Genomic DNA, 25,792 nt, shown 5'->3' on the forward strand with positions numbered 1-25,792 from the left:
ACCGTGGTCATCGTCTTCGCACTGCTCGCCCTGGCCGTCCTCGTGACGGCCAACTGGTACCTGTGGCGCCGTCTGTTCCGCGACACCACCAGCGGCCCGGGGCGGGCCCGCCGGGTGGGCGCGGTGCTCATCGGCGGTGGCTGGCTGCTGGCGATCGGTGCCCTGGTCGCGGAGCGCACCGGCGCCCCCTTCTGGTTCCAGCGCGTGCTCGCGTGGCCCGGCTTCCTGTGGCTTGCGCTGTCGATCTACCTGCTGCTCGCGGTCGTGGCGGGAGAGGTCGTACGGCCCCTGCTGCGACGTCTCCTCGAACGCCGGAGCGGGCGCGCGGAGCCGGTGGCGGCCGCCGTACCGCATCCGGAGCGGGTGCCGGCGGGAGCGCCCGCCGAGACGCCGCAGGAGGCCACCGGCGCGCCCCGGGAAACGGGCAGGGGCGGACCGGCGGCCGAGGAGCGGGGAAGGGGCGCGTCGGCGTCCGAGAAGCCGGGTGACGGCGAGCAGGCCTCCCCCGAGCCGGGCAGCGGCGGAGCGGCGTCCGAGAAGTCTCAGGAGCCCGGCTCGGCCGCCCTCGCCGCCGCACCCTCCCGCCGCCTCTTCGTCTCCCGGGTCGTCGCCGGAGCCGCGGCCGCGGCCGCCGTGGGGACCGTCGGCCACGGCACCTACGGCGTCCTGCGCGGCCCCGGCGTCAAGCGGGTCACCGTGCCGCTGGCGAAGCTCCCGCGCGCGGCACACGGTTACCGGATCGCGGTGGTCAGCGACATCCACCTGAGCCCGGTGCTCGGCCGCGGTTTCGCCCAGAAGGTCGTCGACACCATCAACTCCACCCGGCCCGACCTGATCGCGGTCGTCGGAGACCTGGTCGACGGCAGCGTGAAGGACCTCGGCCCGGCCGCCGCCCCCCTGGCCCGGCTCGACGCGCGGCACGGTTCGTACTTCGTCACCGGCAACCACGAGTACTTCTCCGGCGCCGAGCAGTGGGTCGAAGAGGTACGGCGGCTCGGGCTGACCCCGCTGGAGAACGACCGTACGGAACTGGCGTGGTTCGACCTCGCCGGCGTCAACGACATCGCGGGCGAGAGCGAGGGCCAGGGCCCCGACTTCGCCAAGGCCCTCGGCGACCGGGACACGGCACGCGCGTGCGTGCTCCTCGCCCACCAGCCGGTGCAGATCCATGACGCGGTCGACCACGGCGTCGACCTCCAGCTCTCCGGCCACACCCACGGCGGCCAGCTCTGGCCCGGCAATTTCCTCGCCGAGGCCGCGAACCCGACGGTCGCGGGCCTGGAGCGCTACGGCGACACCCAGCTCTACGTCAGCCGCGGCGCCGGCGCCTGGGGCCCGCCCACGCGCGTGGGCGCCCCGTCGGACATCACGGTGATCGAACTGGCGTCGAAACAGGCCTGAGCGGCGGCCGGAGGTTCTGTGCAGGAAGGGGCTGTGAGAGCCCTGTGAAATATGGCTGAAACCCCTTGCGGTAACGTCTTGCCCAACTCGACAAATCCCTCTTCCCCCAGGTGAAACACCTGTGATTAGGTGATCGGCGCCACTAGGGGTGGCATGTGCACTGGGACCCACAGGGGTCCGGGGAGGGCAAACCGATGCGGTCGGTTCGCATGCGGATTCTCGCGACGCTACTCGTTCTGGGGGCTGTGGGAGTCGGCGGCTGGCAGTTGCTTCCGTCCGAGGGGACCACGGGCAGGACGATCAAGGTGGGGACGACGGACGAAGTCACCTCACTCGATCCGGCCGGTGCCTATGACGCCGGTTCGTGGGCGCTGTTCAACAATGTTTTCCAGTCACTGCTGGCCTTCGAGCCGGGCAGTGCCACACCCGTGCCCGACGCGGCCGAGAGCTGTGCGTTCGAGGGCCATGACCTGCTCACGTACCGCTGTGTCCTGCGCGAGGGCCTGAAGTTCCCGAGCGGCCGCGAGATGACCGCCAAGGACGTCAAGTACTCCTTCGACCGGGTCAAGAAGATCAACTCGGATGTCGGTCCGGCCGCCCTGCTGGACACGTTGGAGTCGGTCGGCGCCAGCGGCCGGACCGTCACCTTCCGGCTGTCCTCGCCCGACGCCACCTTCCCGTTCAAGGTGGCCACGGGAGCCGGGGCCATCGTCGACAGCACCAAGTACCCCGCCGCCTCCCTGCGCACCGGCAGCGCTGTCGACGGCACCGGCCCGTACGAGCTGACGTCGTACACGAAGGGCAAGAAGGCGGTCCTCACGCCCAACGGCAGCTACCGGGGCGAGATCAAGAGCACCGGCCACCCGGTGGAAGTCGACTACTACGGCGACTCGGCCAAGCTGAACAGCGCCTGGAAGGCCAAGCAGCTCGACGTCGCCTACCGGCAGCTGCCGCCGAACGTCCTCGCCGGACTCAACCCGAGCGACCCGGGCCAGCGTGTCTCGGAGGCCGACAGCTCCGAGATCCGCAACCTCTACCTCAACACCCGCGCGGGCAGGCCCCTGCACAGCGTCAAGGTGCGCCAGGCCATGGCCTGGCTGATCAACCGCGAGCAGCTGGCCGCCTCGGTGTACGAGGGGACCGTCGACCCGCTCTACTCGCTGATCCCGGTCGGCATCACCGGCCACACCACGTCGTTCTTCGACGCCTACCCGGAGCCGAGCGTCAAGAAGGCGCGCGCCCTGCTCACCGAGGCCGGTGTGACCACCCCGGTCAGCTTCACCTACGGCTACGGCCTGACCAGCGGTTCCGCCGCGGCGGAGGCCAAGGAGCTCAAGAAGCAGCTGGAGGCAAGCGGCCTGTTCAAGGTGACGCTCAAGGGCTACCAGTGGACCGATTTCCAGAAGCGCTGGGCGAGCGGGAAGCTGGACGCCTACGCGGTCGGCTGGGTGGCCGACTATCCCGACCCGGACACCTACGGCTCCCCGCTGGTCGGCTCCGACGGCACCATGAACACCGGCTACAGGAGCAACGAGGTCGACCATCTGATTCAGGACAGCCGGCGCTACGCCGACCGCAACGAGGCCGAGCAGGACTTCCGTGACCTCCAGGCCGCGGTCGCCCACGACGTCCCGGTCATCCCGCTGTGGCAGGCCAAGGACTACGTCGTGACCAGCGAGGACGTCGGTGGCGGTCAGTACCTCTCGGACGGCACCGGAGTCTTCCGGCTCTGGAGCCTGAACTGGATCTGACCCCGACGCCATCGCGCCGTGTCCGACGCGTTTTCGTGGAACCGGCATTCGCCCGCGTGACGCCGGGCAGCCACTCAACGCAGCACCATGCGACGCAGGTGTGCGCGGGGTGAGGAGCAAACGTGTTGAGACGCCACTCCTTCCGGCTGCCCCGGCATCCGGCCTCCGTCGGTCTCGCCCGGCGCCGGGTCCGGGACCATCTGGCCGACTGGGGGCACGCTCCGGATGATCCGGCGCTGGCCGACGCGGTGCTGCTGGTGTCGGAGCTGGCCACCAACGTGGTGCGCCACGGGCCGCTCCTGGAGCGCGAGTTCGAGGTCGCGGTGACCGCCCTCGCGGACGGCTCCTGTCTCATAGAGGTCTCCGACGAGGGCCGGCTGGAACCCCGGCTGCGGGTGGTCGGCCAGCTCGACGAGGCCGGCCGGGGACTGCATCTGGTGGAGAACGTCGCCGCCGCGTGGGGAGTGTGGAGCCGGGGCCGGCACGGCAAGACGGTGTGGGCGCTGGTGATGGCCGACTGAGCGGACGTGTACGTCAGGACACTGCCCCCTCGCACTCCCGCACCGGCAGGGTGACCGTCACCGCCAGCCCCTCGCCCGGGGCCGTGCGCACCGCCACCTCACCGCCGTGGGCCCGGACCACGCCCTGCACGATCGCGAGGCCCAGGCCGCTGCCCGCGCCGCCGCCGACCCGGAAGAACCGGTCGAAGACACGGGCCGCGTCAGCCGCGGAGAGCCCCGGCCCCTCGTCCGCGACACACAGCCGTACGACCCCGCCCGCCCGCTCCACCCCCAGCCGCACCGGCACGTCGGCGGGCGTGTGCGTGCGCACGTTGCCCACCAGGTTGCCCAGGACCTGTCTGAGCCCCGACTCGTCGGCCCGCACCAGCAGGGAACCCCCGGCGGCCACCTCGACGGGCCGGTCCGGCTGCTGCACCCGCAGATCCTCGGCCGATTCCCGCACCAGCCGGCTCAGGTCGACGTTCCTGAACCGCAGTTCGGGCTGCTGGTCGAGGCGGGCGAGGGTGAGCAGCTCGTCGACGAGCCGCCCCATCCGGTCGGTCTCCGCCAGGACCCGCGCCCAGGCACGCTTGCGCTCGTCCGGGTCGGAGAGCATGCCCTTGTCGTACAGCTGGAGATAGCCGCGTATGGCCGACAGCGGGGTGCGCAGCTCGTGCGAGGCGTCGGCGACGAAGCTGCGCAGCTGGGCCGCGCTGCGCTCGCGCGTGCGGTACGCCGACTCGACCTGGTGGAGCATGGAGTTCAGGGCGAGCCGCAGCTGCTCGACCTCCAGGGTGGCGTCGCAGCTGGAGGGGATGCGCCGGGTCAGATCACCCTCGGCGATCGCCGACGAGGTCTCCACCATGTCCTCCAGCGGCCGCATCCGGCGCCGGACGCTGAACATCGTCAGACAGGCCAGCAGGGCGAGCAGCAGGCTGCCGATCGCGAGGTCGAGCCGGACGGCCTTGGCGACGCCCTCGTGCAGGACGTCGGTGGGCGCGGCGAGCAGGACATAGCTGCCGTCGCCGAGCCGGGCCGCGGTGGCACGGTAGGCGGAGCCGTCCATGGTGACGTCGTGCGGCTCGGAGTCGGCGGCGAGGGCGCGCGGATCGCCCACGGCCTTCACCAGGCCCCGCTGGGACTCGGTCGGATCGAAGCCGAGGACCCCGACCGGCTCGCCCCGGGCGTCGACGGCCGCGAACACCGTCTCCGCCGAGCGCCCCTCGTCCTCCTGGGCGGGCATGAGCCGGTCGCGGACGAACCCCAGCATGCCCAGCGAGTCGATCTGCCGCAGGGTGAGCTGCGAACCGCCCAGGGAGTCCCGGGTCTTGACGAGCTCGGTGTCGATCTGGTCGAGCAGGTAGTACCGCATGCCCATCACGCTCACGGCGGTCGCCGCGACGATGCCGATCGCGAGCAGCGCCACATTGGCCAGCGTCAGTTTGCCGCGCAGGGAGTGGACGCCGTGCCGGCGACGGGACGCGCGGATCCTCATGCGAGTCCGTATCCGACACCCCGCCGGGTGGTGATCACCGGCGGTCCCAGGGTGTCCAGTTTGCGCCGCAGATAGCTGATGTAGGTCTCGACGACGGTCGACTCGGGCGGGGTGTGCTCGTACTGCCAGACGTGGCGCAGGAGTTGCTCCTTGGGGACGATCCGGCCGCCGTTGCGCACCAGGAAGCGCAGCAGCGCGTACTCGGTGGGGGTGAGCTGGACCGTACGGCCGTCGCGGTGCACCGAGTACGTCGTCTCGTCCAGCTCCAGGTCGCCGTAGCGCAGCGGCGGGCGCTGCGGCAGGACGTCGGCCGGGCGGGTGCGGCGCAGGACGGCGGTGATCCTGGCGACGACCTCGTCGATGTTGAACGGCTTGGTGATGTAGTCGTCGCCGAAGCCGAGGGCGCCGACGATCTCGGCGGGGGAGTCCCGCGCGGTCAGGAAGACCAGCGCCAGGTCGGGCCGCCGCTCGCGCAGTTCACGGCCGAGGGCGCGGCCGTCGCCGTCGGGCAGCATCACGTCGAGCAGGGCCGCGTCCGGGCGGGTGCGGTCGGTGAGCGCGAGCGCCTCGCGGACGGAGCCCGCGACCATCACCTCGAACCGGTGGTAGCGCAGCGCGATGGCGAGGACGTCGGCGATGCTCTCCTCGTCCTCCACCACCAGCACGGTCCCCGGATTCTCCGTCTCTCCCCCAGCCATGCCCCCAGTATCGGGCGGGCCACTGACAGTCGGACCGGTTCGCCCTTTGGAGTTCCTTGAGAGTCATGGGCCTCTCATGTCCACGCGCGCGTGCCGCCGCCAATCCTGTTGCCAGGACCTGGGGGACCGACCGACGACCGACAGGGGAGTGTGGAGCGTGGCGGTATTGGCACGCTGGTGCTATCGGCACCGGCTGGTGGTCCTGTTGCTGTGGGTGGGGGCGTTGTTCGGGCTCGGCTTCTCGGCCTCGGCGGCGGGCACGAACTACGCGAACGTGTTCTCCCTGCCCGACACGGACTCCAAGAGCGCGTACGACCTGATGGAGAAGGCCTTCCCGGACACCTCGGGCGACACCGACACGGTGGTCTGGAAGGTCGACGACGGATCGGTGCGGGACCAGGCGGTCCAGGACCGGATCCGGCCCGCGCTGGACGAGATCGCGAAGATGCCGGGCGTCGGGGCGGTGACCAGTCCCTACGGCGCCCAGGGAGCCGCGCAGGTCAGCCGGGACGGCACGATCGCGTACGCCCAGGTGACCTTCGTCGAGCGCGCCAACGAGGTGCCCAAGGAACTCGTCCAGGACGTCGTCGACACCGCGCAGGGCGCCGAACGGGCCGGTCTGCGGGTGGAACTGGGCGGCCAGGCGATCCAGCGGGTGCAGGAGCCGCCCCAGGGACTGTCGGAGACCGTCGGGATCGTCGCGGCGGCGGTCGTGCTGTTCCTGGCCTTCGGCTCGTTCTTCGCCATGATGCTGCCGATCGCGATCGCCGTCTTCGGCGTCGGAATGGGCCTGTTCGCCACCCAGCTGCTCAGCCACACCACCGACGTCCCCGACATCGCCCCGCTGCTCGCCTCCCTGATCGGCCTGGGCGTCGGCATCGACTACGCCCTGTTCATCGTCACCCGGCACCGGCGCGGCATCCTGCGGGGCCTGGACCCCGAGGAGTCCGCGGTCACCGCCCTCAACACCTCGGGCCGGGCGGTGCTGTTCGCGGGCGGCACGGTCTGCATCGCGCTCGCCGGCATGCTGGTGACCCGGCTGCGCTTCCTGGACGGCGTGGTCGTCGGCACGTCCCTGACCGTGGTGCTGAGCGTCCTGGCCGCCACGACCCTCCTGCCGGCCCTGCTCGGCTTCCTCGGCCCGCGCGTGCTCAGCCGCCGCCAGCGGCGCCGTCTGGCCGCCGAGGGGCCCGAGCCGGAGCACGCCTCCGGTCTCGCCGCCCGCTGGTCGGCGGGCGTGCAGAAGCGCCCCCGCAGGACCGCCGCGCTCGCCCTGGTCCTCATGGCCGTCCTGGCCGTTCCGGTGCTGTCGCTCCGCCTCGGCGCCACCGACCAGGGCAACGACGACGCCTCCACGACCACCAGGAAGGCCTACGACCTGCTCGCCGAGGGCTTCGGTCCCGGCTTCAACGGACCGCTCCAGGTGGTCACCGAGGGCGGCGGGACGGGCACCCTGGTCACGAGCCTCAAGGACACGCCCGGGGTGGCACAGGTCGCCGCGCTGCCGCCCGCGCGGGGCGTGACGGTGATCCAGGTCGTGCCGACGACGTCACCGCAGTCCGAGGAGACGGACCGGCTGATCGACCGGCTGCGTGACGACGTCCTCCCCGAGGCCGGGGTGACGGCACACGTGGGCGGGGTGACGGCCGTCTCCAAGGACTTCGCGTCCGTCACGGGCGACCGCCTCCCGCTGTTCATCGCGACGATCATCGGGCTCGGCTTCCTGCTCCTGCTGGTCGCCTTCCGCTCGCTGGTGGTGCCCCTGACGGCGGCCCTGATGAACCTCATCGCCGCCGCGGCCTCCTTCGGTGTCCTGGTCGCGGTCTTCCAGTGGGGCTGGGGCCTGGACCTGCTCGGTCTCGGCAAGGAGGGCCCGATCAACGCCTTCCTGCCGGTCATCATGCTGTCCCTGCTCTTCGGGCTCTCGATGGACTACCAGGTCTTCCTGGTGAGCCGGATGCACGAGGAGTGGGTGCACACCCGCGACAACGCTCGCGCGGTACGCGTCGGCCTCGCGGAGACCAGCCGGGTCATCAACTCCGCCGCCCTGATCATGGTCTGCGTCTTCATGGCGTTCGTCCTCAGCGGCGACTCGGGCGCGGCCATGGCGGGCGTGGGATTGGCGGCCGCCGTCGCCCTGGACGCCTTCATCCTGCGCACGGCCCTGGTACCGGCCGCGATGCATCTGCTCGGCGACTCCAACTGGTGGCTGCCCAAGGGGCTGGAGAAGCGGCTGCCGCACCTGGCGGTGGAGCCGAAGGAGGAGCCCGCACCTTCGCCCGTGGCCCGCGCGGACGGCGGTCCGGCATCGGCCGTCCACGGCTTCGTCCGTACGGCGGAGGGGGAGCCCATAGCGGGAGCGGCCGTCACGCTCCTGTCGGGCGGAGGCCGTCAGCTGGACCGGGTGGAGTCGCTGGCCGACGGCTCGTACATCGTCTCGGTCCCGGCGCCGGGGACGTACCTGCTGGCGGCCACGGCCGCGTCGTACGGCTCGCGCGCGCGACACGTCGTCGTGGGGGAGGGGCCACTGGTGTACGACGTCGAACTGGCCGAAGGGGAGGTCGACGCCGTCAACTGACCCGACTACGCCTTCCTGCCGGGGTCCGGCATCACCTTCGTCATCCCCGGCAGGAAGTCCGTGAACAGCTCGTGCACCTCCCGCACGAGCGGCCTGAGCACCCGGAACCGGGCCAGCGACACGCCCCTCGCGGTGAGCCGGGCACCGCGCTCCGCGAGCCGGTAGCTGCGCTCGCGGCCCTCCGTGCGGTCGAAGATCCAGTACAGGACGAGCCCCATCTGGGAGAGCCACATCAACTCGGGGAGGATGTCCCGGAGTTCCTCGGGCACCTTGGTCCTCGTCGCGCCCCGCAGCACCTCGCGGTGCACGGCGATCGCCTCCACGCGCGCGTGCTCCGACTCGGGCGAGAAGGGACTGAGCGGGCTGTCGGGGTCGGCGGCGTTCTTGAAGAACTGCACCGCGAACTCGTGGTACGGCTGCGCGATGTCCAGCCAGACCTTCAGGACCCCCGCGAGCCGCGCCTCCAGGTCGCTCTCCCGGGCCAGGACCTCCCGGACCGCCACCTGGTGCTCGGCGGCGATCCGGTCGTAGAAGCCCTGGATCAGGTGCTCCTTGCCGGCGAAGTAGTAGTACGCGTTGCCGACGGAGACCCCGGCCTCCTGGGCGATGGCCCGCATGGTGGTCTTGTCGTACCCCCGCTCCTGGAACAGCCGCATGGCCGTCTCCAGGATCAGCGCGCGAGTCTGCTCGGACTTGGTGGACGGCGCGGAGCCCTCTTCGGGGCCTTCGTTCTTGGCGGGCACAACAGGAGAGCCTAGCCAGTGGCGCAGGTGCCGCTGCCGCACCCCGGTGCGGTGTGGACCCAGCCCCGGCTGCTGTCGTACGACCAGCCGTCCGCGCGGCGGTACACCTTCCCGCCCCACTGACCTCCCTGCCACTGCGCGCCCCGCCACTTGGCGGCGGTGAGCACCGCGCCCCTCGCGAGCCGGGCCCCGGCCGGGGTGCTGAGCCGGTGGGCCAGCGGCCGGTACTCGCGCAGGGCCCACAGGGTCACGATCCAGGCGGCGGTGTCGCGGTAGACCTGCCCGCCGTCACCGACGACGGTGATCTCCTCCAGGGTCGCGGCGTGATCGAGCTCCGGGTACCTGTGCCGGGCCTCCTGCGACCCGGCCGGCACCAGCTCCAGCGGCACCAGCTGCGGCTGCCGTACGAGCCAGTCGCGCACGAAGGCGCACAGCGCGCACTCGGCGTCGTAGAGGACGGTGAGCCGGCGGACCGGAGCCCGGTCCGTCCGGTCCGCCGTCGTGTCGTTCGCCGTCACGCCCGGACCCAGTCCTGCGGCGGGACCGGCGGCACCTGCTCGCGCTCCATGGCGCCCCGCCGGCGGATCCGGTTGAGGAGATAGACATTGGCCAGGTGCATCACCCCGAGCACCAGCAGCACCACGCCCAGCTTGGTCGACAGGGCCTCGAAGACACCGCGCGTGTCCTCGATCGTCCCGTCGCCGCTGAGGTAGAGCGCGACGAAGCCGAGGTTCACGAGGTAGAAGCCGACCACCAGGAGGTGGTTGACGGCCTCGGCGAGCTTCTCGTTCCCGCGCAGCACGTCGGCGAGGAAGACCCGTCCGTTCCTGCTGAGCGTGCGGGCCACCCAGACGGTCAGGGCGATGCTGACGACCAGGTAGATGACGTAGGCGACGACCGTGCGGTCCATGCGCCTCCCCCTTCTTGAACGCGTTCAAAACGCTGACGAGGAAGACTCTAGACCTGCTTTTGAACGTGTTCAACTCGGGAGGAGGGAGGTCTGTGTCACACGGGACCCGCCCGCCTCAGGCCCGCCGGCCGAGCTCCGGACGCTTGGTGTAGTCGGTGAACCCGAGGACGTTCCCCCACGGGTCGGCGGCCTCGACGGTCCAGCCGGTGACCCCGGAGAAGGGTTCGTCGAGCAGTTCCACGCCGGCCGCGCGCAGCTCCCGGGCGGCGGCCTTGGCGTCCGGTACCTCCAGCCACACGCGCGTGGCGGGCCACGGCGGTGTCCGGTGCCCCAGCGCCTCCTCCTGCCGGAGCAGGATCCCGGGTGTCTCGCCGCCGACCTTCAGCAGTACGATCCCGGCCTCGTCGAGCCGGAAGCCCACGGTGAAGCCCGCGCGTTCGTAGAAGGAGACGGCCTCGCCGAGGTTCCCGACGGGCAGCAGGACGTTGTCGAAACCGAGCAGTTCGTAAGACTGGTCATCTGACATGTCGTCAGATTAAGCCGGGGATGGCGGAACGGGCTTCTGCGACGCGGTGTCCGTCGGGCATGATGACCGGGCGCATTGTCGTCTTTTCGCGGGTCCTCCCGCTTCGGTCCCCAGGAGCAGTCCCCCTTGAGCGAACAGCAGGGTCACGAACAGCAGGACCCCCAGAAGGGCCCCCACCCGGGCTACCAGCAGGGTCCCCCGCCGGGACACCAGCAGCCGGGCTACCAGCAGGGCCCTCAGCCGGGCTACCCGCCTCCCGGTTTTCCGCCGCCGGGCTACTACCCGCCGCCCCCGGGGACGTACACCGGAGACCCCAACGCCCCCTACGGCTACGACCCGTACGGGCGGCCCTACTCCGACAAGTCGAAGGTGATCGCGGGCATCCTCCAGCTCACCCTCGGCGGTTTCGGCGTCGGCCGCTTCTACCTGGGCAACGTCGGCATGGGACTCGCGCAGCTGTTCACCTGCGGCGGCCTGGGCATCTGGTCACTGGTCGACGGCATCCTGCTGCTCACGGGCAACGACCACACCGATGAACATGGCCGGATTCTCCGGAGCTAGGGCGGCCAAGACACCAGTGGTCCCTGGCCCCTCACCGGACGGCGCCGGCTCCTCCGTACGGCGCTCCCCGCTCCGGCACCCCGCGACGGCACCCTCGGCGGTGCTCGTCGCGGGCGCCGTGGGTGCCGGCTACCTCTACCGGACCGACCCGCACGAGCCCGGCCACGTCCTGCCGCAGTGCCCGTTCCGCATGCTCACCGGCCTGCTCTGTCCGGCCTGCGGCGGCACCCGCATGGTGTACGACCTGATGCACGGCCACCTCGCCGAGGCCTGGCTGGACAACCGGGCCCTGCTGCTCGCCTCGCCGTACGCCCTCGTCCTGCTGGGCCGCTGGGCGTGGGCGGGCCTGCACGGCCGCCGCTGGAGGCCCACGCTGAGTCCCCGGGGGCAGGTGGCCGTCCTCACCGTCGCCCTGGCCTGGACGGTGGCCCGCAACCTCGTCTAGCGCTCACCGTTCCGCACGTGATCCCCGCTTCAGCTCCCGTTCCCGCAGCCGCCCAGGCGCCGGGTGCCGAGGGCGATGTCGTCCATGCGGATGTCGTACGACGACGGAGTCGGGTCGGCCTGGTAGAGCTGCCAGCCGAGCTTCAGCCTGTCGAAGGCCGGGAAGACGAAGTCGTCGGCCGTCCCCCCGTGCACCTTCGTGGACACGGTCAGGTCGGACTGCCGCACGCCGTCCAGGTACACGCTGACGCGATTGTCGCGGGCGTCGAGATGGAACTCGACGCACTGCCACGCCCCGGCGACGGCAGGCGAGGAGGTCTTCCACGAGGTCCAGTCCCCGGTGGGCCCGAGATCGGAGCCGACGCCCCAGAAGTTGCCCCCGTCGGTGGGCGCGTACTGCCCGCCGAGCGGCCGCACGAGCGTGGGGGAGTCCGCCCCCGACGCCTCGGCGATGGTCCAGTGCGCCCAGTCGGGAGCGGTGGGGAAGGCCCCGACCCGCAGCCGCACCCGCCCCCAGAAGCTGTTGCCGGGCGGGGAGAGTTCGTCGAACACGAGGAAGGCCCGGCCGTTGCCCTCGGTACGGATCCGCAGCTCACGGCCGTGCCCGGTGCTGCTGGGCACGACGGTCAGCGTGCCGTCGGCGGTGTCGGTGGTCCAGCCGCGTCCCTCGGTGACCGGACCGAGGGGCAGCCGGTCGAAGGTCTCCCGGACCGGCGTTCCGTAGGGGGCGGCGGAGGCAGTGGGGGGTGTCGCGAGCAGTACCGCCGCGGCGGCGCACAGCGCGGCGGCGGATTTCCTCAGGAGTGCCATGAGGCCAGTCTGCAACGTCGGTCCCACAAGTCACAGTCCAGGGAGCCGAGTTGGCGGCGATGCAGCCGGGCGTGCGAGCAATGAGCAAGGGCCCCGCCCCGGCGCGAACCGGGGAACGGGGCCCAACTCACCGTAGGAGAACGGAGATCAGAAGCGGCGCGTGATCAGCGCCCGCTTCACCTCCTGGATCGCCTTCGTGACCTCGATCCCGCGCGGGCAGGCGTCCGTGCAGTTGAAGGTCGTGCGGCAGCGCCAGACGCCGTCGCGGTCGTTGAGGATCTCCAGGCGCTGTTCGCCCGCCTCGTCACGCGAGTCGAAGATGAAGCGGTGGGCGTTGACGATCGCCGCCGGGCCGAAGTACTGGCCGTCGTTCCAGAACACCGGGCACGAGGAGGTGCAGGCCGCGCACAGGATGCACTTCGTCGTGTCGTCGAAGCGCTCGCGGTCCTCGGCCGTCTGGAGACGCTCGCGGGTCGGCTCGTTGGTGTCCTTCGTGATCAGGAAGGGCATCACGTCGCGGTACGCCTGGAAGAACGGCTCCATGTCGACCACGAGGTCCTTCAGGACCGTCAGGCCCTTGATGGGCTCGACCGTGATCGGCTTCGACGGGTTGAGGTCCTTGATCAGCGTCTTGCACGCCAGCCGGTTCTTGCCGTTGATCCGCATCGCGTCCGAACCGCAGATGCCGTGCGCGCAGGAACGGCGGAAGGTCAGGGTGCCGTCCTGGTCCCACTTGATCTTGTGGAGGGCGTCGAGGACACGCTCCTTGGGGTCGATCTCCAGCTGGAAGTCTTCCCAGGTCGCTTCCGCCGAGACCTCGGAGTTGAAGCGGCGGATGCGGAAGGTCGCCGTGATGTACGGGGAGTCGGCGAAGCCGGGCTCGGGAGTGCCGGCCGCGTCCGCCTTGTCCAGGGTCGGGGTTGCCATCAGTACTTACGCTCCATCGGCTGGTAGCGGGTCTGGACGACCGGCTTGTAGTCGAGACGGATGGACTCGGTGCCGTCGTCGCCCACCTCGCGGTACGCCATGGTGTGGCGCATGAAGTTGACGTCGTCCCGGTTCGGGTAGTCCTCGCGGTAGTGACCGCCGCGGGACTCCTTGCGGGCCAGCGCGGAGACCGCCATGACCTCGGCGAGGTCCAGCAGGTTGCCGAGCTCGATCGCTTCCAGCAGGTCGGTGTTGAAACGCCGGCCCTTGTCCTGGATCGAGACGTTCTTGTAGCGCTCGCGCAGCTCCGCGATCTTCTCGACCGCCGTCTTGATCGTCTGCTCGGTGCGGAACACCATGACGTTCGCGTCCATGGTCTCCTGCAGCTCGCGGCGCAGCACCGACACCCGCTCGGTGCCGGTGGCGTCGCGCAGCCGCTCGACCTGGTCGAGCACCAGGCGCGCCGGGTCCTCGGGCAGCTCGACGAAGTCGGCCTTCTGGGAGTACTCGGCGGCGGCGATGCCCGCCCGCTTGCCGAACACGTTGATGTCCAGCAGCGAGTTCGTGCCCAGACGGTTCGCGCCGTGCACCGAGACACAGGCGACCTCGCCGGCCGCGTACAGGCCGGGGACCACGGTGGTGTTGTCGGCGAGCACCTCACCCTCGACGTTCGTCGGGATGCCGCCCATGGCGTAGTGCGCGGTGGGCTGGATCGGGATCGGGTCCGTGTACGGCTCGATACCGAGGTAGGTGCGCGCGAACTCCGTGATGTCGGGCAGCTTGGCGTCCAGCTGCTCCGGCGGGAGGTGGGTGAGGTCGAGGTAGACATGGTCGCCCTCGGGACCGCAGCCGCGGCCCTCACGGATCTCCGTGTAGATGGAGCGGGACACGACGTCACGGGACGCGAGGTCCTTCATGACCGGCGCGTACTTCTCCATGAAGCGCTCGCCGTCCTTGTTGCGCAGGATGCCGCCCTCACCGCGGGCGCCCTCCGTCAGCAGGATGCCCATGCGCCAGATACCGGTCGGGTGGAACTGGAAGAACTCCATGTCCTCCAGCGGCAGCCCGCGACGGTAGACCGCGGCCTGGCCGTCACCGGTCAGGGTGTGGGCGTTCGACGTCACCTTGAAGAACTTGCCGCAGCCGCCGGACGCGTAGATCACGGCCTTCGCCTGGAAGACGTGGATCTCGCCGGTGGCCAGCTCGTACGCCACCACACCGGCCGACTTCTTGACGCCGTCGACCTCGGTGATCAGCTGGTCCAGGACGTAGAACTCGTTGAAGAACTCCACGCCCTCCTTCACGCAGTTCTGGTACAGCGTCTGAAGGATCATGTGGCCGGTGCGGTCGGCCGCGTAGCAGGACCGGCGGACCGGGGCCTCGCCGTGGTTGCGGCTGTGACCGCCGAAGCGGCGCTGGTCGATCGTGCCGTTCGGCGTGCGGTTGAACGGCAGGCCCATCTTCTCCAGGTCGAGGACCGAGTCGATGGCCTCCTTCGCCAGGATCTCGGCGGCGTCCTGGTCGACCAGGTAGTCACCGCCCTTGACCGTGTCGAAGGTGTGCCACTCCCAGTTGTCCTCCTCCACGTTGGCGAGCGCGGCGGCCATACCGCCCTGCGCGGCGCCCGTGTGGGAGCGGGTGGGGTAGAGCTTGGTCAGGACCGCGGTGCGGCTGCGCTTCGTCGACTCGATGGCCGCGCGCATGCCCGCGCCGCCGGCGCCGACGATGACGGTGTCGTACTTGTGGATCTTCATGATTCTCGCAGCCCCGTGCCTAGCGGATGTTCGGGTCGAAGGTGAAGATCACCAGCGTGCCCAGCAGGATGGTGAACACCGTGGCGGTGTAGAGCAGGCCCTTGAGCCACAGCCGGGTGTTCGGGCGCTCCGCGTAGTCGTTGATGATCGTGCGCAGGCCGTTGGCGCCGTGCAGCATCGCGAGCCACAGCATCATCAGGTCCCAGACCTGCCAGAACGGGGACGCCCAGCGGCCGGCCACGAAGGCGAAGCCGATCTTGGAGACGCCGCCGTCGAGCACCAGCTGGATCAGCAGGTGGCCGATGACCAGGACGACCAGCACGACACCCGACAGGCGCATGAACAGCCACGCGGCCATCTCGAAGTTGCCACGGGTCGAGCGAGGGGTCTTCTTGGTGCGCTTGCGCGGGGCCTCGATGAGGGGCGCCGGGTTGTCGACGCCGTAGCCCGAGGCGCCCTCGACGGGGCCGATGCCGGAAGCGGTGGTTTCAGTGGTCGCCATCGGTATCAGCTCCCGAACAGTTCACGAGCGGCGTGGCCGAGGACGGGGTAGATCGCCCCGATCATGAGCACGACCCACACGCCGACGACGGACCAGAGCATCTGCTTCTGGTAGCGCGGGCCCTTCGACCAGAAGTCGACGGCGATGACGCGCAGGCCGTTGAGCGCGTGGAAGAGGATGGCGGCCACGAGGCCGTACTCCAGGCACGCGACGAGCGGGGTCTTGTACGTGGCTACGACCTTGTCGTAGTCCTCGGGTGAGACACGGACGAGAGCGGTGTCCAGCACGTGAACGAACAGGAAGAAGAAGATGAGGACGCCGGTGACTCGGTGAGCCACCCAGGACCACATTCCTTCCCGGCCGCGGTACAGCGTTCCAGCCGGCACGGAAGTCCCTCCGGGAGCGGGGTATCGGGGCCAGCCGGCTTGTGCTGTCGGTCGGGCCCGGCCGGGTACGGTCCACCGGCCCCCAGCATCGTAGCGATGCGCTCGCGCTGGGCTTACGCCGGGCCTACCGGTGTGATCAAAGTGGCACGCGTATGGGTGAGCGGAGGCGGCATCTGGGGTGGTCTGAGCTGTTATGTGCCAGGTGCGGCGCGGTAGTGGCTGGTCGCGCCCGCGCGGCGGGTAGCCGCATATCGACTACAGCCCCGCGCCCCTGAGGGAAGACACCAGTCGGCCCCTTGCGAGGCGGCGGAGTTCCTCCGCTGCCACCACCCGTTCGTCTTCGGGATCGTTTGTCAATCGTGACCGGATGCCTGCCAGGACGTGGTCGAGGGCCTCGGCCGGCGGCAGGCCGTCCAGGCAGATCACGAACGCGTGTCCGAAGCGGGCCTCGTAGGCCGCGTGGGCCGCGCCCATGGCCATGTGGGCCGCCGAATACGCCCCCTCCGGCAGGACGGGGAGCGTCTCGGCCGCCAGGGCCTCGGAGAGATCCGACGCGGTCAGGTCGTACGCCGCCTCGTCCGCGGCCGCGAGCAGCGCGTCCACGGTCGGGTAGGGGCGGTGGGCCACCACCCGTTCGGCCCAGCGGAGGCTGCGCAGGCAGTCCAGAAGGAGGCCCCGGGCCTCGTCGGCGGGGGCGGAGTTGAAGGCGTCCAGCACCAGGGGCAGGGACGGTATGGCCAGTCGGCCGGGAGAATGTGTGGGCGTCACGTGTGTTTCGGCAGAGGAAGCTGTGAGCGGTGTGACATCACGCTATCGAGAGTGGACATGACCTGTCCGACGGATGCCCGAATTTCACCCTCACGGGAGAGTTTCGGAATGTGTGGTGGACGCGGCTGTTCCGCCGAGGGCCTAGCGTTGACGTTGTGAGCCAGCACAGGAAGCGACCGGAGAAACAGGAGAAGCGGACGCGCGGGCTGATCGCCGGAGCGGTCGCCGTCACCGTCGCGGCCGGGGTGGGTATCGGCCTGTGGGCGGGCGGCGACAGCGAGCCGGCCGGGTCGGCCCGGCCCCAGGCCCAGTCGCCCTCGGCCGGCGGAACGGAACACTCCGCGACCCCGTCGAAGGCCCCGAGCCCGGCCCCCAGCCCCACCCGGTCCTACCCCCTGTCCACCCCGCCCCGCACCATCCCCGCCGTCCGCGCCCACACCCCTGCGCGCGGCCCCGGCTGGCGTCCCGCCCCCGGCCGGCGCGTGGTCGTGGACGACGCCCGCCTCGCCGACGAGGGGCGGCTGCTCGCCGGTGAACTGGGACTGACGTACGCCGGGCGGAAGGGCGACGTGCGCGCCGGGGAGGTACGCCTCTCGCTCGACGGCGGCAAGGGCGCGGGCCCGGAGTCGTACCGCATGACCGTGCGCGGCGGGCGGGTCGCGATCAGCGGGCCGAGCGACGCGGGCGTGTTCTACGGCACCCGCACGCTCAAGCAGGAGGTGCACGGCGGCGGTACGGCGCCGGAGGGCGTCGTGCGCGACGAGCCCGCCAAGCCGGTGCGCGGGCTCATGCTGGACATCGCGCGCAAGCCCTTCACGGCCGGGTGGATCGAGGACCGGGTGCGCGAACTCGGTGATCTGAAGTACAACGAGCTCGGGCTGCACTTCTCCGACGACCAGGGCTTCCGGATCGAGTCCGACTCGCACCCGGAGATCGTGTCCCGGACCCACCTGACCAAGGCGCAGGTCAGGAAGATCATCGCGCTCGCGGCGCAGCGGCACATCACCGTCGTACCGGAGATCGACTCGCCCGGGCACCTGGGCGCGGTCATCGCCGCGCACCCCGAGCTCCAGCTGCGCAGTGCTGCGGGGAACGCGCCGCAGGGGACCGTCGACATCTCCAAGCCCGCGGCCGCCGAGATCGTGGACGACCTGCTGAACGAGTACGCGAAGCTGTTCCCCGGCGCCGACTGGCACCTCGGCGGCGACGAGTACCGCGCGCTGATGGTGTCGAGCCCGGCCGCGACCTACCCCCAGCTCGGCGCCGCCGCCCGGAAGGCCTACGGCCCCGGCGGCACCGTCGCCGACCTGACCACCGGCTGGCTCAACGACCGCGCCCGCACCGTCCGCGCCCACGGCAGGACACCGCGCGCGTGGAACGACGGCTTCTTCCGGGGCACGTCCGTCCAGCCGGACAAGGACATCCAGGTCGGGTACTGGACCGGCAAGGAGATCGGCGCCCGGCCGCCCGAGGCGTACCTGAGCACGGGCCGCAAGGTCGTCAACTACAACGACAAGCTGCTCTACTACGTCCTCGGCCAGCCCAACCAGTTCTACTACCCGACCGGACAGCGGATCTACGAGGAGTGGACCCCCCGCGTCCTGCGCGGCACGACGGCCGTCCCCGCGAAGTACGACGACCAGATCCTCGGCGGGTCCTTCGCGGTGTGGGGCGACTTCCCGAACGCGCAGACGCAGGACCAGGTCGCCGCGGGCATCCGGATGCCGCTGCGGGCGACCGCGCAGAAGCTGTGGGACCCGGGGAGGCCCGCCCTGACCTGGACGCGCTTCAAGGCGCTGGCGGACCGGCTGAGCTGAGGAACCGGGGATTCCTGTGGACGTACGGGGTCGCCGAACCGTATGTTCCGCATGCCGCGCGTGAGGCTCTGGGGAGAACCCGCGCGGCCTGTGGAACATCCACGGCTCGCTGATCATCCACGTCTCGGGGGGACCTCACCATGCTCTGCACGCGCTGCCATCACTTCGAAGCGGCACCGGACGGCGCCCTGTGCACGGCCTGCGGCGCACAGGCCGGCTACCAGGCCCCGCCGGCCGGGGCCGCGCCGAACGCCTGGCTCCGCTCACCGGTCGGGCTCGGGTGGGCGGTCGTCGCGCTGCTCGGACTGGTCGCGCTGGCGGACGTGTTCGCTCTCGGGGCGGACGTCTTCCAGTACGTCGTCACGGGCGACCTCGACGGCGGTGCGTCGGACCGGGCCGACCTCGCCGACCTGTTCACCGGGGTGGCCCAAGCCGCCCAGGGGCTCTCGCTGCTCGCCTGTGCCGTCGTCTTCGTGATCTGGTTCTGGCGGGTGCGCGTGAACGCCGAGGTCTTCAGTCCGAACGGGCACCGCAAGGCCCGCGGCTGGGTCATCGGCGGCTGGATCGCGCCGTTCGTGAACCTCTGGTACCCGCGCCGGGTCATGCTCGACGTCTGGGACGCGAGCCGTCCCGCCGACCGGACCGCCGGACACGCGCCGGTCAACGCCTGGTGGACGCTGTGGCTCCTGTCGAGCGTCGGCGGCGAACTCCTCTACGGCATCGCCGACAGCGCCGACACCCCCCAGCGGGTCCACGACTGGACATACCTGGTGATGCTCGCCGACGGTCTCGACCTCGCGGCCGCCGTGCTCGCCGCCCTGCTCGTGCTGAAGGTGACCCGGATGCAGGACGAGAAGGCACGCCGGGGACCCGCGGCACCCGTCGGCGTGTGACGGATTTGGTCCGTCCTGCTGCGAACTGCCGTACGAATGTGGTGTATTCGGGCCCGAACCGTACCGAGCAGCCGGGGGGAACCGGGGATGGGCTACTGGGGTTACTTCGTCGTGGGCCGCGGGGAGCGGCCGCTCGCCGAGCTGGACGCGCTGGCCGGCGCCGAGGGCATGGTCCTGCGTGAGTCGGCGCCCGGCGGGTGGCAGGTCTGGGAGTACGCGAGCGGCGAGGGCGATGTCGGGAACATGAACGCCCTCGCCCTGGAGACCGGTTCGCCCGCGCTCTTCGGATACGTCATGGACAGCGCCTCGGTGGTGGTGGAGGCGGCCGGGCCGGAGAGCGGGGGCTGGACGACCTGTCTGGCGCGGACCGCCATGGCCGGATACATCGAGGGCGGCGAGGAGGGGCTGACCCTGGAGGACTACTTCCTCGAACCCCGGGACGCGGCCGCGCGGGCCGTCGCCTGGGCCGCGGAGGCGGGGCACGAGGTGGCCGAGGAGCCGCTGCTCGACGTACTGACGGCCGAACCCGACCTGTTGGCCGAAAACCTCTTCTTCCGTATGCTCGACCGGCTCGGCGTGGTGCCCCTGTGACACTCCCGGGCCATCGCGCGCAGTAAGGGGAAGTGCGGGTTCCGTTAGGGAATACCGCTCGGCGAGGGAGGCGTGGATGAGTCTGGTGGAGCTGATCGGCCAGGCCGACGAACGCGGACTGGCCGCCAGCGGGTTGGCTTGTTTGGATCGGTGCGTACCGCTGCTCGGCGGCGACGACGAGGTCCTCCGGCCCCTGTGGGCGGGGCTCGCGGACGACGCCGGGGCCGAGGAGTGGGGCGAACGGCTGGAGCAGGTGCGGGGGAAGCTGGGCGGGGACGGGGAGTTCGGGACGGACGACGCGGAGTCGGGGGAGGACGAGGCCGTGCTGCTGGCCCGCCGGATGCTCGCCGCCGCGCCGGCCGAGCGGTCCGCCGCCGAGGTACGGGTGTGGGCCGACGCCTGCTCGGTCGCCGCGCTGCGGATCCACCGGCTGCTCGATCCCCTCAAGGACGCCGACGCCGACGCCGGTGACTCGGTCGACGCCCGCCGCGAGGGCCGTACGGAGGGCATGTCGCCCCTGGTCGCCGCCGAACTGCGCCGCCAGGTCACCGTCCTGGAACTCCTCGCCGGTCACGGCCCGGCGGGCCTGCGCCCGGCCCTGGAGGTCTCGACGGAGGGCCGCCGGGTGCTGCGCGCGGTGGTGTCCCGCAGGAGCCGGCGCCGGGGGTGAGGGCCGCTGGTTCACTGGCGGAGTGGCTGAGAGGCATAGCGGCTCAGTGGATGAGCCACTTGACCACCGCGTCCCCGTACTGCGCCGTCTGCCCGTAGAACGCCGTCAGATCCCGGTGCGCCGCCGCGAACACCCCCCGCGCCTCCCGTTCCGCGGCCGTCCCGCCGTGTCTCGGAAGCAGTACCTCGCGAGCGGTCCGCCACAGGGCCTCGAAGTCGGCCGAACCCAGGTACGCCGAGACGCGGTTGGCCCGGGCCGCGGTCAGGAGCAGGAAGGGCGGCTTGTCGCGGTCGCCCGGGTAGACCGGCAGTCCGCCGAGGACCACCTCGGCGCCGGCGTAGAGGAGTTCGTGGTCCAGGTAGGACTTGTCCAGCACCTCCTCCCGGTGTCGTCCGATGCGTTCGCGCACGGCGTCCCAGTCGTCCTCGAACAGCCGTTGCATCCAGTGGACGCTGTTGCGCAGGGCCGAGGGCGGCACCGCGCGGAGATGGAAGTAGTCGCTCATCAGAGACAGGAGCGCAGGGGAGCGGGGAATCGTCACACCGGCGTCAACCTCGCTACCGCAAGGGTCCTGTGACCGTCCGGGGAGGGATACGGCGAAGGTGCGTCGGTCCTGCGCCGGTCCGGCGGAAGGTCCCCGATCCGGGTGACGAAACACCCCGCCCGGACGCTTACCCCCCTGTGACGACTGATGTGACGACTGACGTGACGGCTCGTACGACGGCTGATGTGACGACCCGCCAGGCATCCGCACCCGCCTTTCGGCCCGCCGCCGCGGCCAAGCCCGTGCGCTGGGCCGCCGACGCGGTCTCGGCCCTGCGCGAGGGCGCCCGCGTCCGGCTCGACTACTCGGCGCAGAGCCTGTGGCGGGTCGACCGGCTGATCGAGGAGATACGGCGGGAGGGGGCGCCGTACGCCGCCGTGGAGACCGTGCTGCGCGGGCTCGGCGCCTACGCCGGTGAGGTCGTCGTGCGCCAGACCGGTGCCGAGTGGTGGACGAGCGGCGGCGAGCACTGGGTCCGTACGCCCGACGGACGGCTGTGGGACCCGGTGGACGAGGCCCGCCGCTGCTTCGCCGGGGACGGTTCGCTGCGGCTGCTGTGCCGGGACGCGACGGGTGGCGGGCGGCACTGACCGCGCAGCGGCGGCTGAGGCAAAATCGACGTAATAAGAGACGCTACCGTTCCCAACAGGGTGGCGGCGGGCGCACGATGGGGACATGGCCGACAACCGTCGTTGGTGGGCTCTGGTAGTCATCGCGCTCGCCCAGTTGATGGTCGTGCTGGACATGACCATCGTCAACATCGCCCTGCCGTCCGCCCAGGCCGACCTGAACATGTCGGACGGGAACCGGCAGTGGGTCATCACCGCCTACACCCTCGCCTTCGGCGGGCTCCTGCTGCTCGGCGGCCGGATCTCCGACCTGGCGGGACGCAGGACCACGTTCATGATCGGCCTCGTCGGCTTCGCCGCCGCCTCCGCGCTCGGCGGGGCCGCGACGGGCCAGGGAATGCTCTTCGGGGCGCGGGCCCTGCAGGGCGTGTTCGCCGCGCTGCTCGCGCCGTCCGCGCTGTCGCTGCTCGCGACGACGTTCACCGAACCGAAGGAGCGCGCCAAGGCCTTCGGGGTGTTCGGGGCGATCGTCGGTGCGGGCGCCGCGATCGGGCTGCTCGCGGGCGGTCTGCTCACCCAGTACCTGGACTGGCGTTGGTGCCTGTACGTCAACGTGCCCATCGCGCTGGTGGCGTTCGCGGGCGCGTGGGCGATCCTCGCGCCCGGTGGCCGGCATCCCGACGCCCACCTCGACGTGCCGGGTGCGCTGCTCGGCTCGGCCGGCATGCTCTCGCTGGTGTACGGCTTCTCCGAGGCGGAGTCCCGGGGTTGGGGCGACGGGCTCGTGGTGGGCCTGCTGGCCGCGGGAGTTGTCCTGCTCGCCGTCTTCGCGGTGTGGCAGACCCGGGCCCGGGTGCCGCTGCTGCCGATGTCGGTGATCAGGGACAGGCAGCGCGTCGGCGCCTTCCTGACCGTGCTGTTCGTCACCGTCGGCATGTTCGGCGTGTTCCTCTTCCTGACCTACTACCTCCAGGGCGTCCTCGGCTGGTCGCCGCTGAAGACCGGGCTCGCGTACCTGCCGATGACGGCCGCGATGATCGTCGGCTCGACGCAGATCGCCGCCCGGCTGCTCGGGAAGGTGCCGCCGCGCTTCCTGATCGTGCCCGGACTGCTGCTCGCCGCGGGCGGGTTGGCGATCATCGCCCAGGTCGGCGTGGAACCGGCGTACGTCTCCCACGTCCTGCCCGGGATGCTGATGCTGGGCCTCGGTATGAGCACGGCGATGATGACCTCCATCTCGCTGGCCACCGGAAGCGTCGCGCCGCGCGACTCGGGGGCGGCGTCGGCGACCTTCAACACCGCGCAACAGGTGGGCGGTTCCATCGGTACCGCCCTGCTGAACACGATCGCCGCGAGCGTGACCGCGGACTACCTCACCGCGCACGCCGGACCCGGCGTCGACCGGGGGCTGCTCCAGGCCGAGGCCACGGTGCACGGCTTCAACGTGGCCACCTGGTGGGCGTTCGGCGCGCTGCTGCTGGCCGCGCTGACCGCGGGCGTCGTCGTGAACGCGGAACGGGCGCCCACTCCCCAGGGTGCGGGGGAGCGGACGCCCGAGCCGGTGGACACGCTGGGCTGAGGCCCTACTTGATGTAGACCAGGCCGTCCGTCGTGATCGTCGGGCGGCCGCTGGTGCCGACCACCACGATCTTCACCGTGTGCTTGGCGCTGCTGGACCACGACTTGGTCCAGATCGCCTGGCGGTAGGCGGTGGCCGAGGACTTCAGGTCCACGGTCGCGACCTTCGCGCCGTCCACGTACACGTACGCCTGCCCGGAGGTGGACGCCCGCGAGACCACCCACGCGGCCGACCGGCCGGTGAACGTCCAGGTCAGGCTCGCGCCCTTGGAGCCGCTGGAGTACGACTTCCCGCCGAGGTAGCTGGTGGACGAACGGCTCGTCCAGCTGCCGGACTTCGTCGCCGAGGTCTCCTGGAGGATCATCGGCGTGTAGGCGGGCGAGGAGGTGCGGGTGTTGCCCGCGACGTCGTACGCCTTCATCGACCAGGTGCTCGCGGTACCGGGCTTGGCGGTACGGCTGGAGCTGGTGGTGGTCGGGCCGAAGGTGGCCGTCGTCGGGGACAGCAGGCCGACCGACTTCAGGGCCTGGGAGTCGGTGGCCTTCCAGCCGAGGGTGACCGGGACGGCGGTGGTGCTGACCGTGCCGGTGCGCAGGGTGATCTTCGGGGTGGTCGAGAAGACCGGCGCGGTGGTGTCGGTGACGACGGTCAGCGCGGTGGTCGCGGGCGAGGTCTTGCCGGACTGGTGCACGGCCCGTACGGCGACCTTGTGGCTGCCCGCGGCCAGGGTGGTGCTCGCCGAGGTGGCCGTACCGGGCGCGGTGGCGACGACCTTGCCGTCGACCAGCAGCTCGAACTTCGAGATCAGCGAAGCCGGCGTGGTGGCCGACCACTTGGCCGTGATCGCGCCCTTGGTCCAGTACGTCGTGCCGGACAGGGTCGCACCGGTCAGCGAGGTGAGCTTCAGACCCTGCACCGGGCCGGAGGCCCAGGCGCGGATGGTCGGCAGCTGGGCGTAGAGGGAGTTGCCCGGGCACTCGGTGGCGTAGCCGTCGCGGTGGCCGGAGACCCGGTCGAAGGTGTAGGACTCACCGGAGGTGAAGCTGGTGCCGGCGAGGTTCTTCTGGGTCGCGCCCGCCTTCAGCTGGACGGTGGAGTTGGGGTCGACGCCGTACTGGCCGAGCTTCCAGGCCGCGATGCGGGCGACCGAGGTGAGGGCGGCGTTCGAGGCGCCCGTCGCGGTGTACTCGCCGATGACCGCGATGCCGGTGGACTCACGGTTCCAGCCGTAGGTGTGGGCGCCCAGGACCGGCTGGTCGACGCCGCCCTTGCGGCCCTCGAAGATCGTGCCGCACTTGTCGACGAGGAAGTTGTAGCCGAGGTCGTTCCAGCCGTTGCCGCTGGGGGCCGGGGCGGTGTGATACGCGTAGATGGCCCGCACGATCGACGCCGATTCGGCGCAGGTGTAGTCGTTCGACCCGGCCGTGTGATGGACGAAGACGGCCTTCACGTCCGCGTTGTACTCCGACGGGTCGGGGCTCAGCGACTCGTCGGCTCCCCAGTCGGCGCGCGAGACGATCGGCGGCTCCGGAACCGTGGACGCCGGGGCGGTGGGCGTGGTGGGTGCGGTGGCCGTGGGGCTCGGGGTCACGTCCTCCGCGTAGGCCGCCGGATCGGGCGCGGCGTCGGCCGCCTCGGCGGCGGTCACGCCCGGGTCGACCAGGTTGACCTTGAGCCCCGAGGGCAGTCCGGCGCTGGTGGTGCCGTCCTCGTGGACCACCTGCACCTCGACACCGTCCGAGGGGCCCACCCACAGCGGTTCGGACGCGCCGCGTGCCCCGGCCCGCTCGTCGGCGTCCTCCACCGGGTCCGCGTCCGTCTCCAGGTCCTGCCAGGACGTCCACGCGCCGGTGTCGATGCTCCGGGTGCGTACCTGCGCCTTGCCGTCGAGCTGCTTGGTCGCCCCCGTCCAGGAGATACCGAGCAGCGAGAACTGCTTGGTCTCGGTGCGCGGCAGTTCGCGCTCGCCGGTCTCGGGAGCCTTCAGCGCGAGGTTGTAGACCTTCACCGGTCGCTCGGTCTGAAGATCCCCCGCCTCGGTGGACGGACTGGCGGCGGCGTAGGTCGCGATGCCGCCGCCCCCCAGAACCACCGCGCCGAGTGTCAGCCACGCCCTCCGCTTCATGCTGAGCGGTCTGTACGCACGGCTTTTACGACTCACTGCCCCACCCCTGGATTTGGTCACAGAAACACCACCTGTCACACAGGTGGCGCTTACAACAGCGTATGAACGATGCCAGGTGTCACTGGTGTTCGAAGCGCGGTGCCCGGGATGTCCCCCCGGCTGTGACACTTCTGTGAAGTCCGGCGCTGTTGACCGTGGGGGACATGGGCAAGGGCGGGCCGGGCCGGACGGTGCGGAACCGCCACGAACC

At 71.0% G+C, this 25,792-nt stretch carries 26 protein-coding genes; 12 read left to right on the forward strand and 14 right to left on the reverse strand.

The window, feature by feature from the left end; all coding sequences use genetic code 11:
- Positions 1 to 3 precede the first annotated feature (3 nt).
- The 3 genes from ACFYZ8_RS40025 to ACFYZ8_RS40035 all read left to right on the forward strand — a co-directional run bounded on the left by ACFYZ8_RS40025 (position 4) and on the right by ACFYZ8_RS40035 (position 3,673).
- Positions 4 to 1,401, forward strand: a complete 1,398-nt coding sequence (locus ACFYZ8_RS40025; RefSeq protein WP_388541122.1) for a metallophosphoesterase — start codon at positions 4 to 6, stop codon at positions 1,399 to 1,401.
- 194 nt (positions 1,402 to 1,595) lie between these two features.
- Positions 1,596 to 3,152: an ABC transporter substrate-binding protein gene (locus tag ACFYZ8_RS40030; protein WP_359036573.1), complete on the forward strand. Its 1,557-nt coding sequence runs from the start codon at positions 1,596 to 1,598 to the stop codon at positions 3,150 to 3,152.
- Positions 3,153 to 3,274: 122 nt separating this feature from the next.
- The gene (locus ACFYZ8_RS40035) at positions 3,275 to 3,673 is read left to right on the forward strand and encodes an ATP-binding protein (RefSeq protein ID WP_359036571.1); all 399 of its coding nucleotides are present in this window, start codon (positions 3,275 to 3,277) and stop codon (positions 3,671 to 3,673) included.
- A 13-nt stretch (positions 3,674 to 3,686) separates the two neighbouring features.
- Here ACFYZ8_RS40035 and ACFYZ8_RS40040 read toward each other — a convergent pair whose 3' ends face one another.
- Positions 3,687 to 5,147, reverse strand: a complete 1,461-nt coding sequence (locus ACFYZ8_RS40040; RefSeq protein WP_388541126.1) for an ATP-binding protein — start codon at positions 5,145 to 5,147, stop codon at positions 3,687 to 3,689.
- The gene (locus tag ACFYZ8_RS40045) at positions 5,144 to 5,845 is read right to left on the reverse strand and encodes a response regulator transcription factor (protein WP_359036568.1); all 702 of its coding nucleotides are present in this window, start codon (positions 5,843 to 5,845) and stop codon (positions 5,144 to 5,146) included. The genes ACFYZ8_RS40040 and ACFYZ8_RS40045 overlap by 4 nt, the downstream gene beginning before the upstream one ends.
- 166 nt (positions 5,846 to 6,011) lie before the next feature.
- Between ACFYZ8_RS40045 and ACFYZ8_RS40050 the strand changes: the two genes are divergently transcribed.
- On the forward strand, positions 6,012 to 8,423 hold the full coding sequence (locus tag ACFYZ8_RS40050; RefSeq protein ID WP_388541268.1) for an MMPL family transporter: 2,412 nt from the start codon (positions 6,012 to 6,014) through the stop codon (positions 8,421 to 8,423).
- Between the two features lie 5 nt (positions 8,424 to 8,428).
- Here ACFYZ8_RS40050 and ACFYZ8_RS40055 read toward each other — a convergent pair whose 3' ends face one another.
- From ACFYZ8_RS40055 to ACFYZ8_RS40070, 4 genes are all read right to left on the reverse strand, one after another.
- Positions 8,429 to 9,166: a TetR family transcriptional regulator gene (locus ACFYZ8_RS40055; protein WP_359036567.1), complete on the reverse strand. Its 738-nt coding sequence runs from the start codon at positions 9,164 to 9,166 to the stop codon at positions 8,429 to 8,431.
- A gap of 11 nt (positions 9,167 to 9,177) precedes the next feature.
- Positions 9,178 to 9,684 carry a thiol-disulfide oxidoreductase DCC family protein gene (locus tag ACFYZ8_RS40060; protein ID WP_388541129.1) on the reverse strand — a complete coding sequence of 169 codons (507 nt, stop codon included), beginning with the start codon at positions 9,682 to 9,684 and terminating at the stop codon, positions 9,178 to 9,180.
- Complete coding sequence (locus ACFYZ8_RS40065; protein WP_359036562.1) at positions 9,681 to 10,076, reverse strand: hypothetical protein; 396 nt, start codon at positions 10,074 to 10,076, stop codon at positions 9,681 to 9,683. The genes ACFYZ8_RS40060 and ACFYZ8_RS40065 overlap by 4 nt, the downstream gene beginning before the upstream one ends.
- A gap of 115 nt (positions 10,077 to 10,191) precedes the next feature.
- The gene (locus ACFYZ8_RS40070; protein WP_359036560.1) at positions 10,192 to 10,602 is read right to left on the reverse strand and encodes a VOC family protein; all 411 of its coding nucleotides are present in this window, start codon (positions 10,600 to 10,602) and stop codon (positions 10,192 to 10,194) included.
- A 126-nt stretch (positions 10,603 to 10,728) separates the two neighbouring features.
- Here ACFYZ8_RS40070 and ACFYZ8_RS40075 point away from each other — a divergent pair, with 126 nt between their 5' ends.
- Both ACFYZ8_RS40075 and ACFYZ8_RS40080 read left to right on the forward strand, forming a co-directional pair.
- Complete coding sequence (locus ACFYZ8_RS40075) at positions 10,729 to 11,163, forward strand: TM2 domain-containing protein (protein ID WP_359036558.1); 435 nt, start codon at positions 10,729 to 10,731, stop codon at positions 11,161 to 11,163.
- Positions 11,164 to 11,179: 16 nt separating this feature from the next.
- Positions 11,180 to 11,608: a DUF2752 domain-containing protein gene (locus ACFYZ8_RS40080; RefSeq protein ID WP_388541134.1), complete on the forward strand. Its 429-nt coding sequence runs from the start codon at positions 11,180 to 11,182 to the stop codon at positions 11,606 to 11,608.
- A 29-nt stretch (positions 11,609 to 11,637) separates the two neighbouring features.
- Here ACFYZ8_RS40080 and ACFYZ8_RS40085 read toward each other — a convergent pair whose 3' ends face one another.
- The 6 genes from ACFYZ8_RS40085 to ACFYZ8_RS40110 form a co-directional block, all read right to left on the reverse strand.
- Positions 11,638 to 12,417 carry a hypothetical protein gene (locus ACFYZ8_RS40085; protein ID WP_359036554.1) on the reverse strand — a complete coding sequence of 260 codons (780 nt, stop codon included), beginning with the start codon at positions 12,415 to 12,417 and terminating at the stop codon, positions 11,638 to 11,640.
- Between the two features lie 147 nt (positions 12,418 to 12,564).
- Positions 12,565 to 13,344, reverse strand: a complete 780-nt coding sequence (locus tag ACFYZ8_RS40090) for a succinate dehydrogenase iron-sulfur subunit (protein WP_359036552.1) — start codon at positions 13,342 to 13,344, stop codon at positions 12,565 to 12,567.
- Entirely contained in the window at positions 13,344 to 15,098 is a 1,755-nt protein-coding gene (gene sdhA / locus ACFYZ8_RS40095) for a succinate dehydrogenase flavoprotein subunit (RefSeq protein WP_359036550.1), read from the reverse strand. Before sdhA ends, ACFYZ8_RS40090 begins: the two co-directional genes overlap by 1 nt.
- Before the next feature lie 19 nt (positions 15,099 to 15,117).
- Positions 15,118 to 15,600: a succinate dehydrogenase hydrophobic membrane anchor subunit gene (locus ACFYZ8_RS40100; RefSeq protein WP_359036548.1), complete on the reverse strand. Its 483-nt coding sequence runs from the start codon at positions 15,598 to 15,600 to the stop codon at positions 15,118 to 15,120.
- Between the two features lie 5 nt (positions 15,601 to 15,605).
- Positions 15,606 to 15,986: a succinate dehydrogenase, cytochrome b556 subunit gene (gene sdhC, locus ACFYZ8_RS40105; RefSeq protein ID WP_359036546.1), complete on the reverse strand. Its 381-nt coding sequence runs from the start codon at positions 15,984 to 15,986 to the stop codon at positions 15,606 to 15,608.
- A gap of 255 nt (positions 15,987 to 16,241) precedes the next feature.
- Positions 16,242 to 16,754, reverse strand: coding sequence for a 2-oxo-4-hydroxy-4-carboxy-5-ureidoimidazoline decarboxylase (locus ACFYZ8_RS40110; protein WP_359036544.1), 513 nt, complete (start codon positions 16,752 to 16,754; stop codon positions 16,242 to 16,244).
- A 155-nt stretch (positions 16,755 to 16,909) separates the two neighbouring features.
- On the opposite strand from ACFYZ8_RS40110, the gene ACFYZ8_RS40115 reads away from it, so the two are divergent.
- From ACFYZ8_RS40115 to ACFYZ8_RS40130, 4 genes are all read left to right on the forward strand, one after another.
- Positions 16,910 to 18,571 (forward strand): family 20 glycosylhydrolase, encoded by a 1,662-nt coding sequence (locus ACFYZ8_RS40115; protein ID WP_388541140.1) that lies wholly within the window; start codon positions 16,910 to 16,912, stop codon positions 18,569 to 18,571.
- Between the two features lie 140 nt (positions 18,572 to 18,711).
- Positions 18,712 to 19,464: a DUF4328 domain-containing protein gene (locus ACFYZ8_RS40120; RefSeq protein ID WP_388541142.1), complete on the forward strand. Its 753-nt coding sequence runs from the start codon at positions 18,712 to 18,714 to the stop codon at positions 19,462 to 19,464.
- An 87-nt stretch (positions 19,465 to 19,551) separates the two neighbouring features.
- Positions 19,552 to 20,055 (forward strand): hypothetical protein, encoded by a 504-nt coding sequence (locus tag ACFYZ8_RS40125; RefSeq protein ID WP_388541145.1) that lies wholly within the window; start codon positions 19,552 to 19,554, stop codon positions 20,053 to 20,055.
- Between the two features lie 76 nt (positions 20,056 to 20,131).
- Positions 20,132 to 20,725: a hypothetical protein gene (locus tag ACFYZ8_RS40130; protein ID WP_388541148.1), complete on the forward strand. Its 594-nt coding sequence runs from the start codon at positions 20,132 to 20,134 to the stop codon at positions 20,723 to 20,725.
- 43 nt (positions 20,726 to 20,768) lie between these two features.
- On the opposite strand, the gene ACFYZ8_RS40135 is transcribed toward ACFYZ8_RS40130, so the two are convergent.
- Positions 20,769 to 21,230: a DUF1877 domain-containing protein gene (locus ACFYZ8_RS40135; protein WP_388541150.1), complete on the reverse strand. Its 462-nt coding sequence runs from the start codon at positions 21,228 to 21,230 to the stop codon at positions 20,769 to 20,771.
- A 200-nt stretch (positions 21,231 to 21,430) separates the two neighbouring features.
- Here ACFYZ8_RS40135 and ACFYZ8_RS40140 point away from each other — a divergent pair, with 200 nt between their 5' ends.
- Together ACFYZ8_RS40140 and ACFYZ8_RS40145 are read left to right on the forward strand one after the other, a co-directional pair.
- Positions 21,431 to 21,859, forward strand: a complete 429-nt coding sequence (locus ACFYZ8_RS40140; RefSeq protein WP_388541271.1) for a hypothetical protein — start codon at positions 21,431 to 21,433, stop codon at positions 21,857 to 21,859.
- A gap of 85 nt (positions 21,860 to 21,944) precedes the next feature.
- Entirely contained in the window at positions 21,945 to 23,417 is a 1,473-nt protein-coding gene (locus ACFYZ8_RS40145; protein WP_388541153.1) for an MFS transporter, read from the forward strand.
- Between the two features lie 4 nt (positions 23,418 to 23,421).
- Here the strand turns inward: ACFYZ8_RS40145 and ACFYZ8_RS40150 are convergent, their stop codons facing one another.
- Positions 23,422 to 25,542, reverse strand: a complete 2,121-nt coding sequence (locus ACFYZ8_RS40150; protein ID WP_388541156.1) for a peptidoglycan recognition protein — start codon at positions 25,540 to 25,542, stop codon at positions 23,422 to 23,424.
- Between the last annotated feature and the right edge of the window lie 250 nt (positions 25,543 to 25,792).

The organism is Streptomyces sp. NPDC001668 (assembly GCF_042893155.1).
GTDB lineage: Bacteria > Actinomycetota > Actinomycetes > Streptomycetales > Streptomycetaceae > Streptomyces.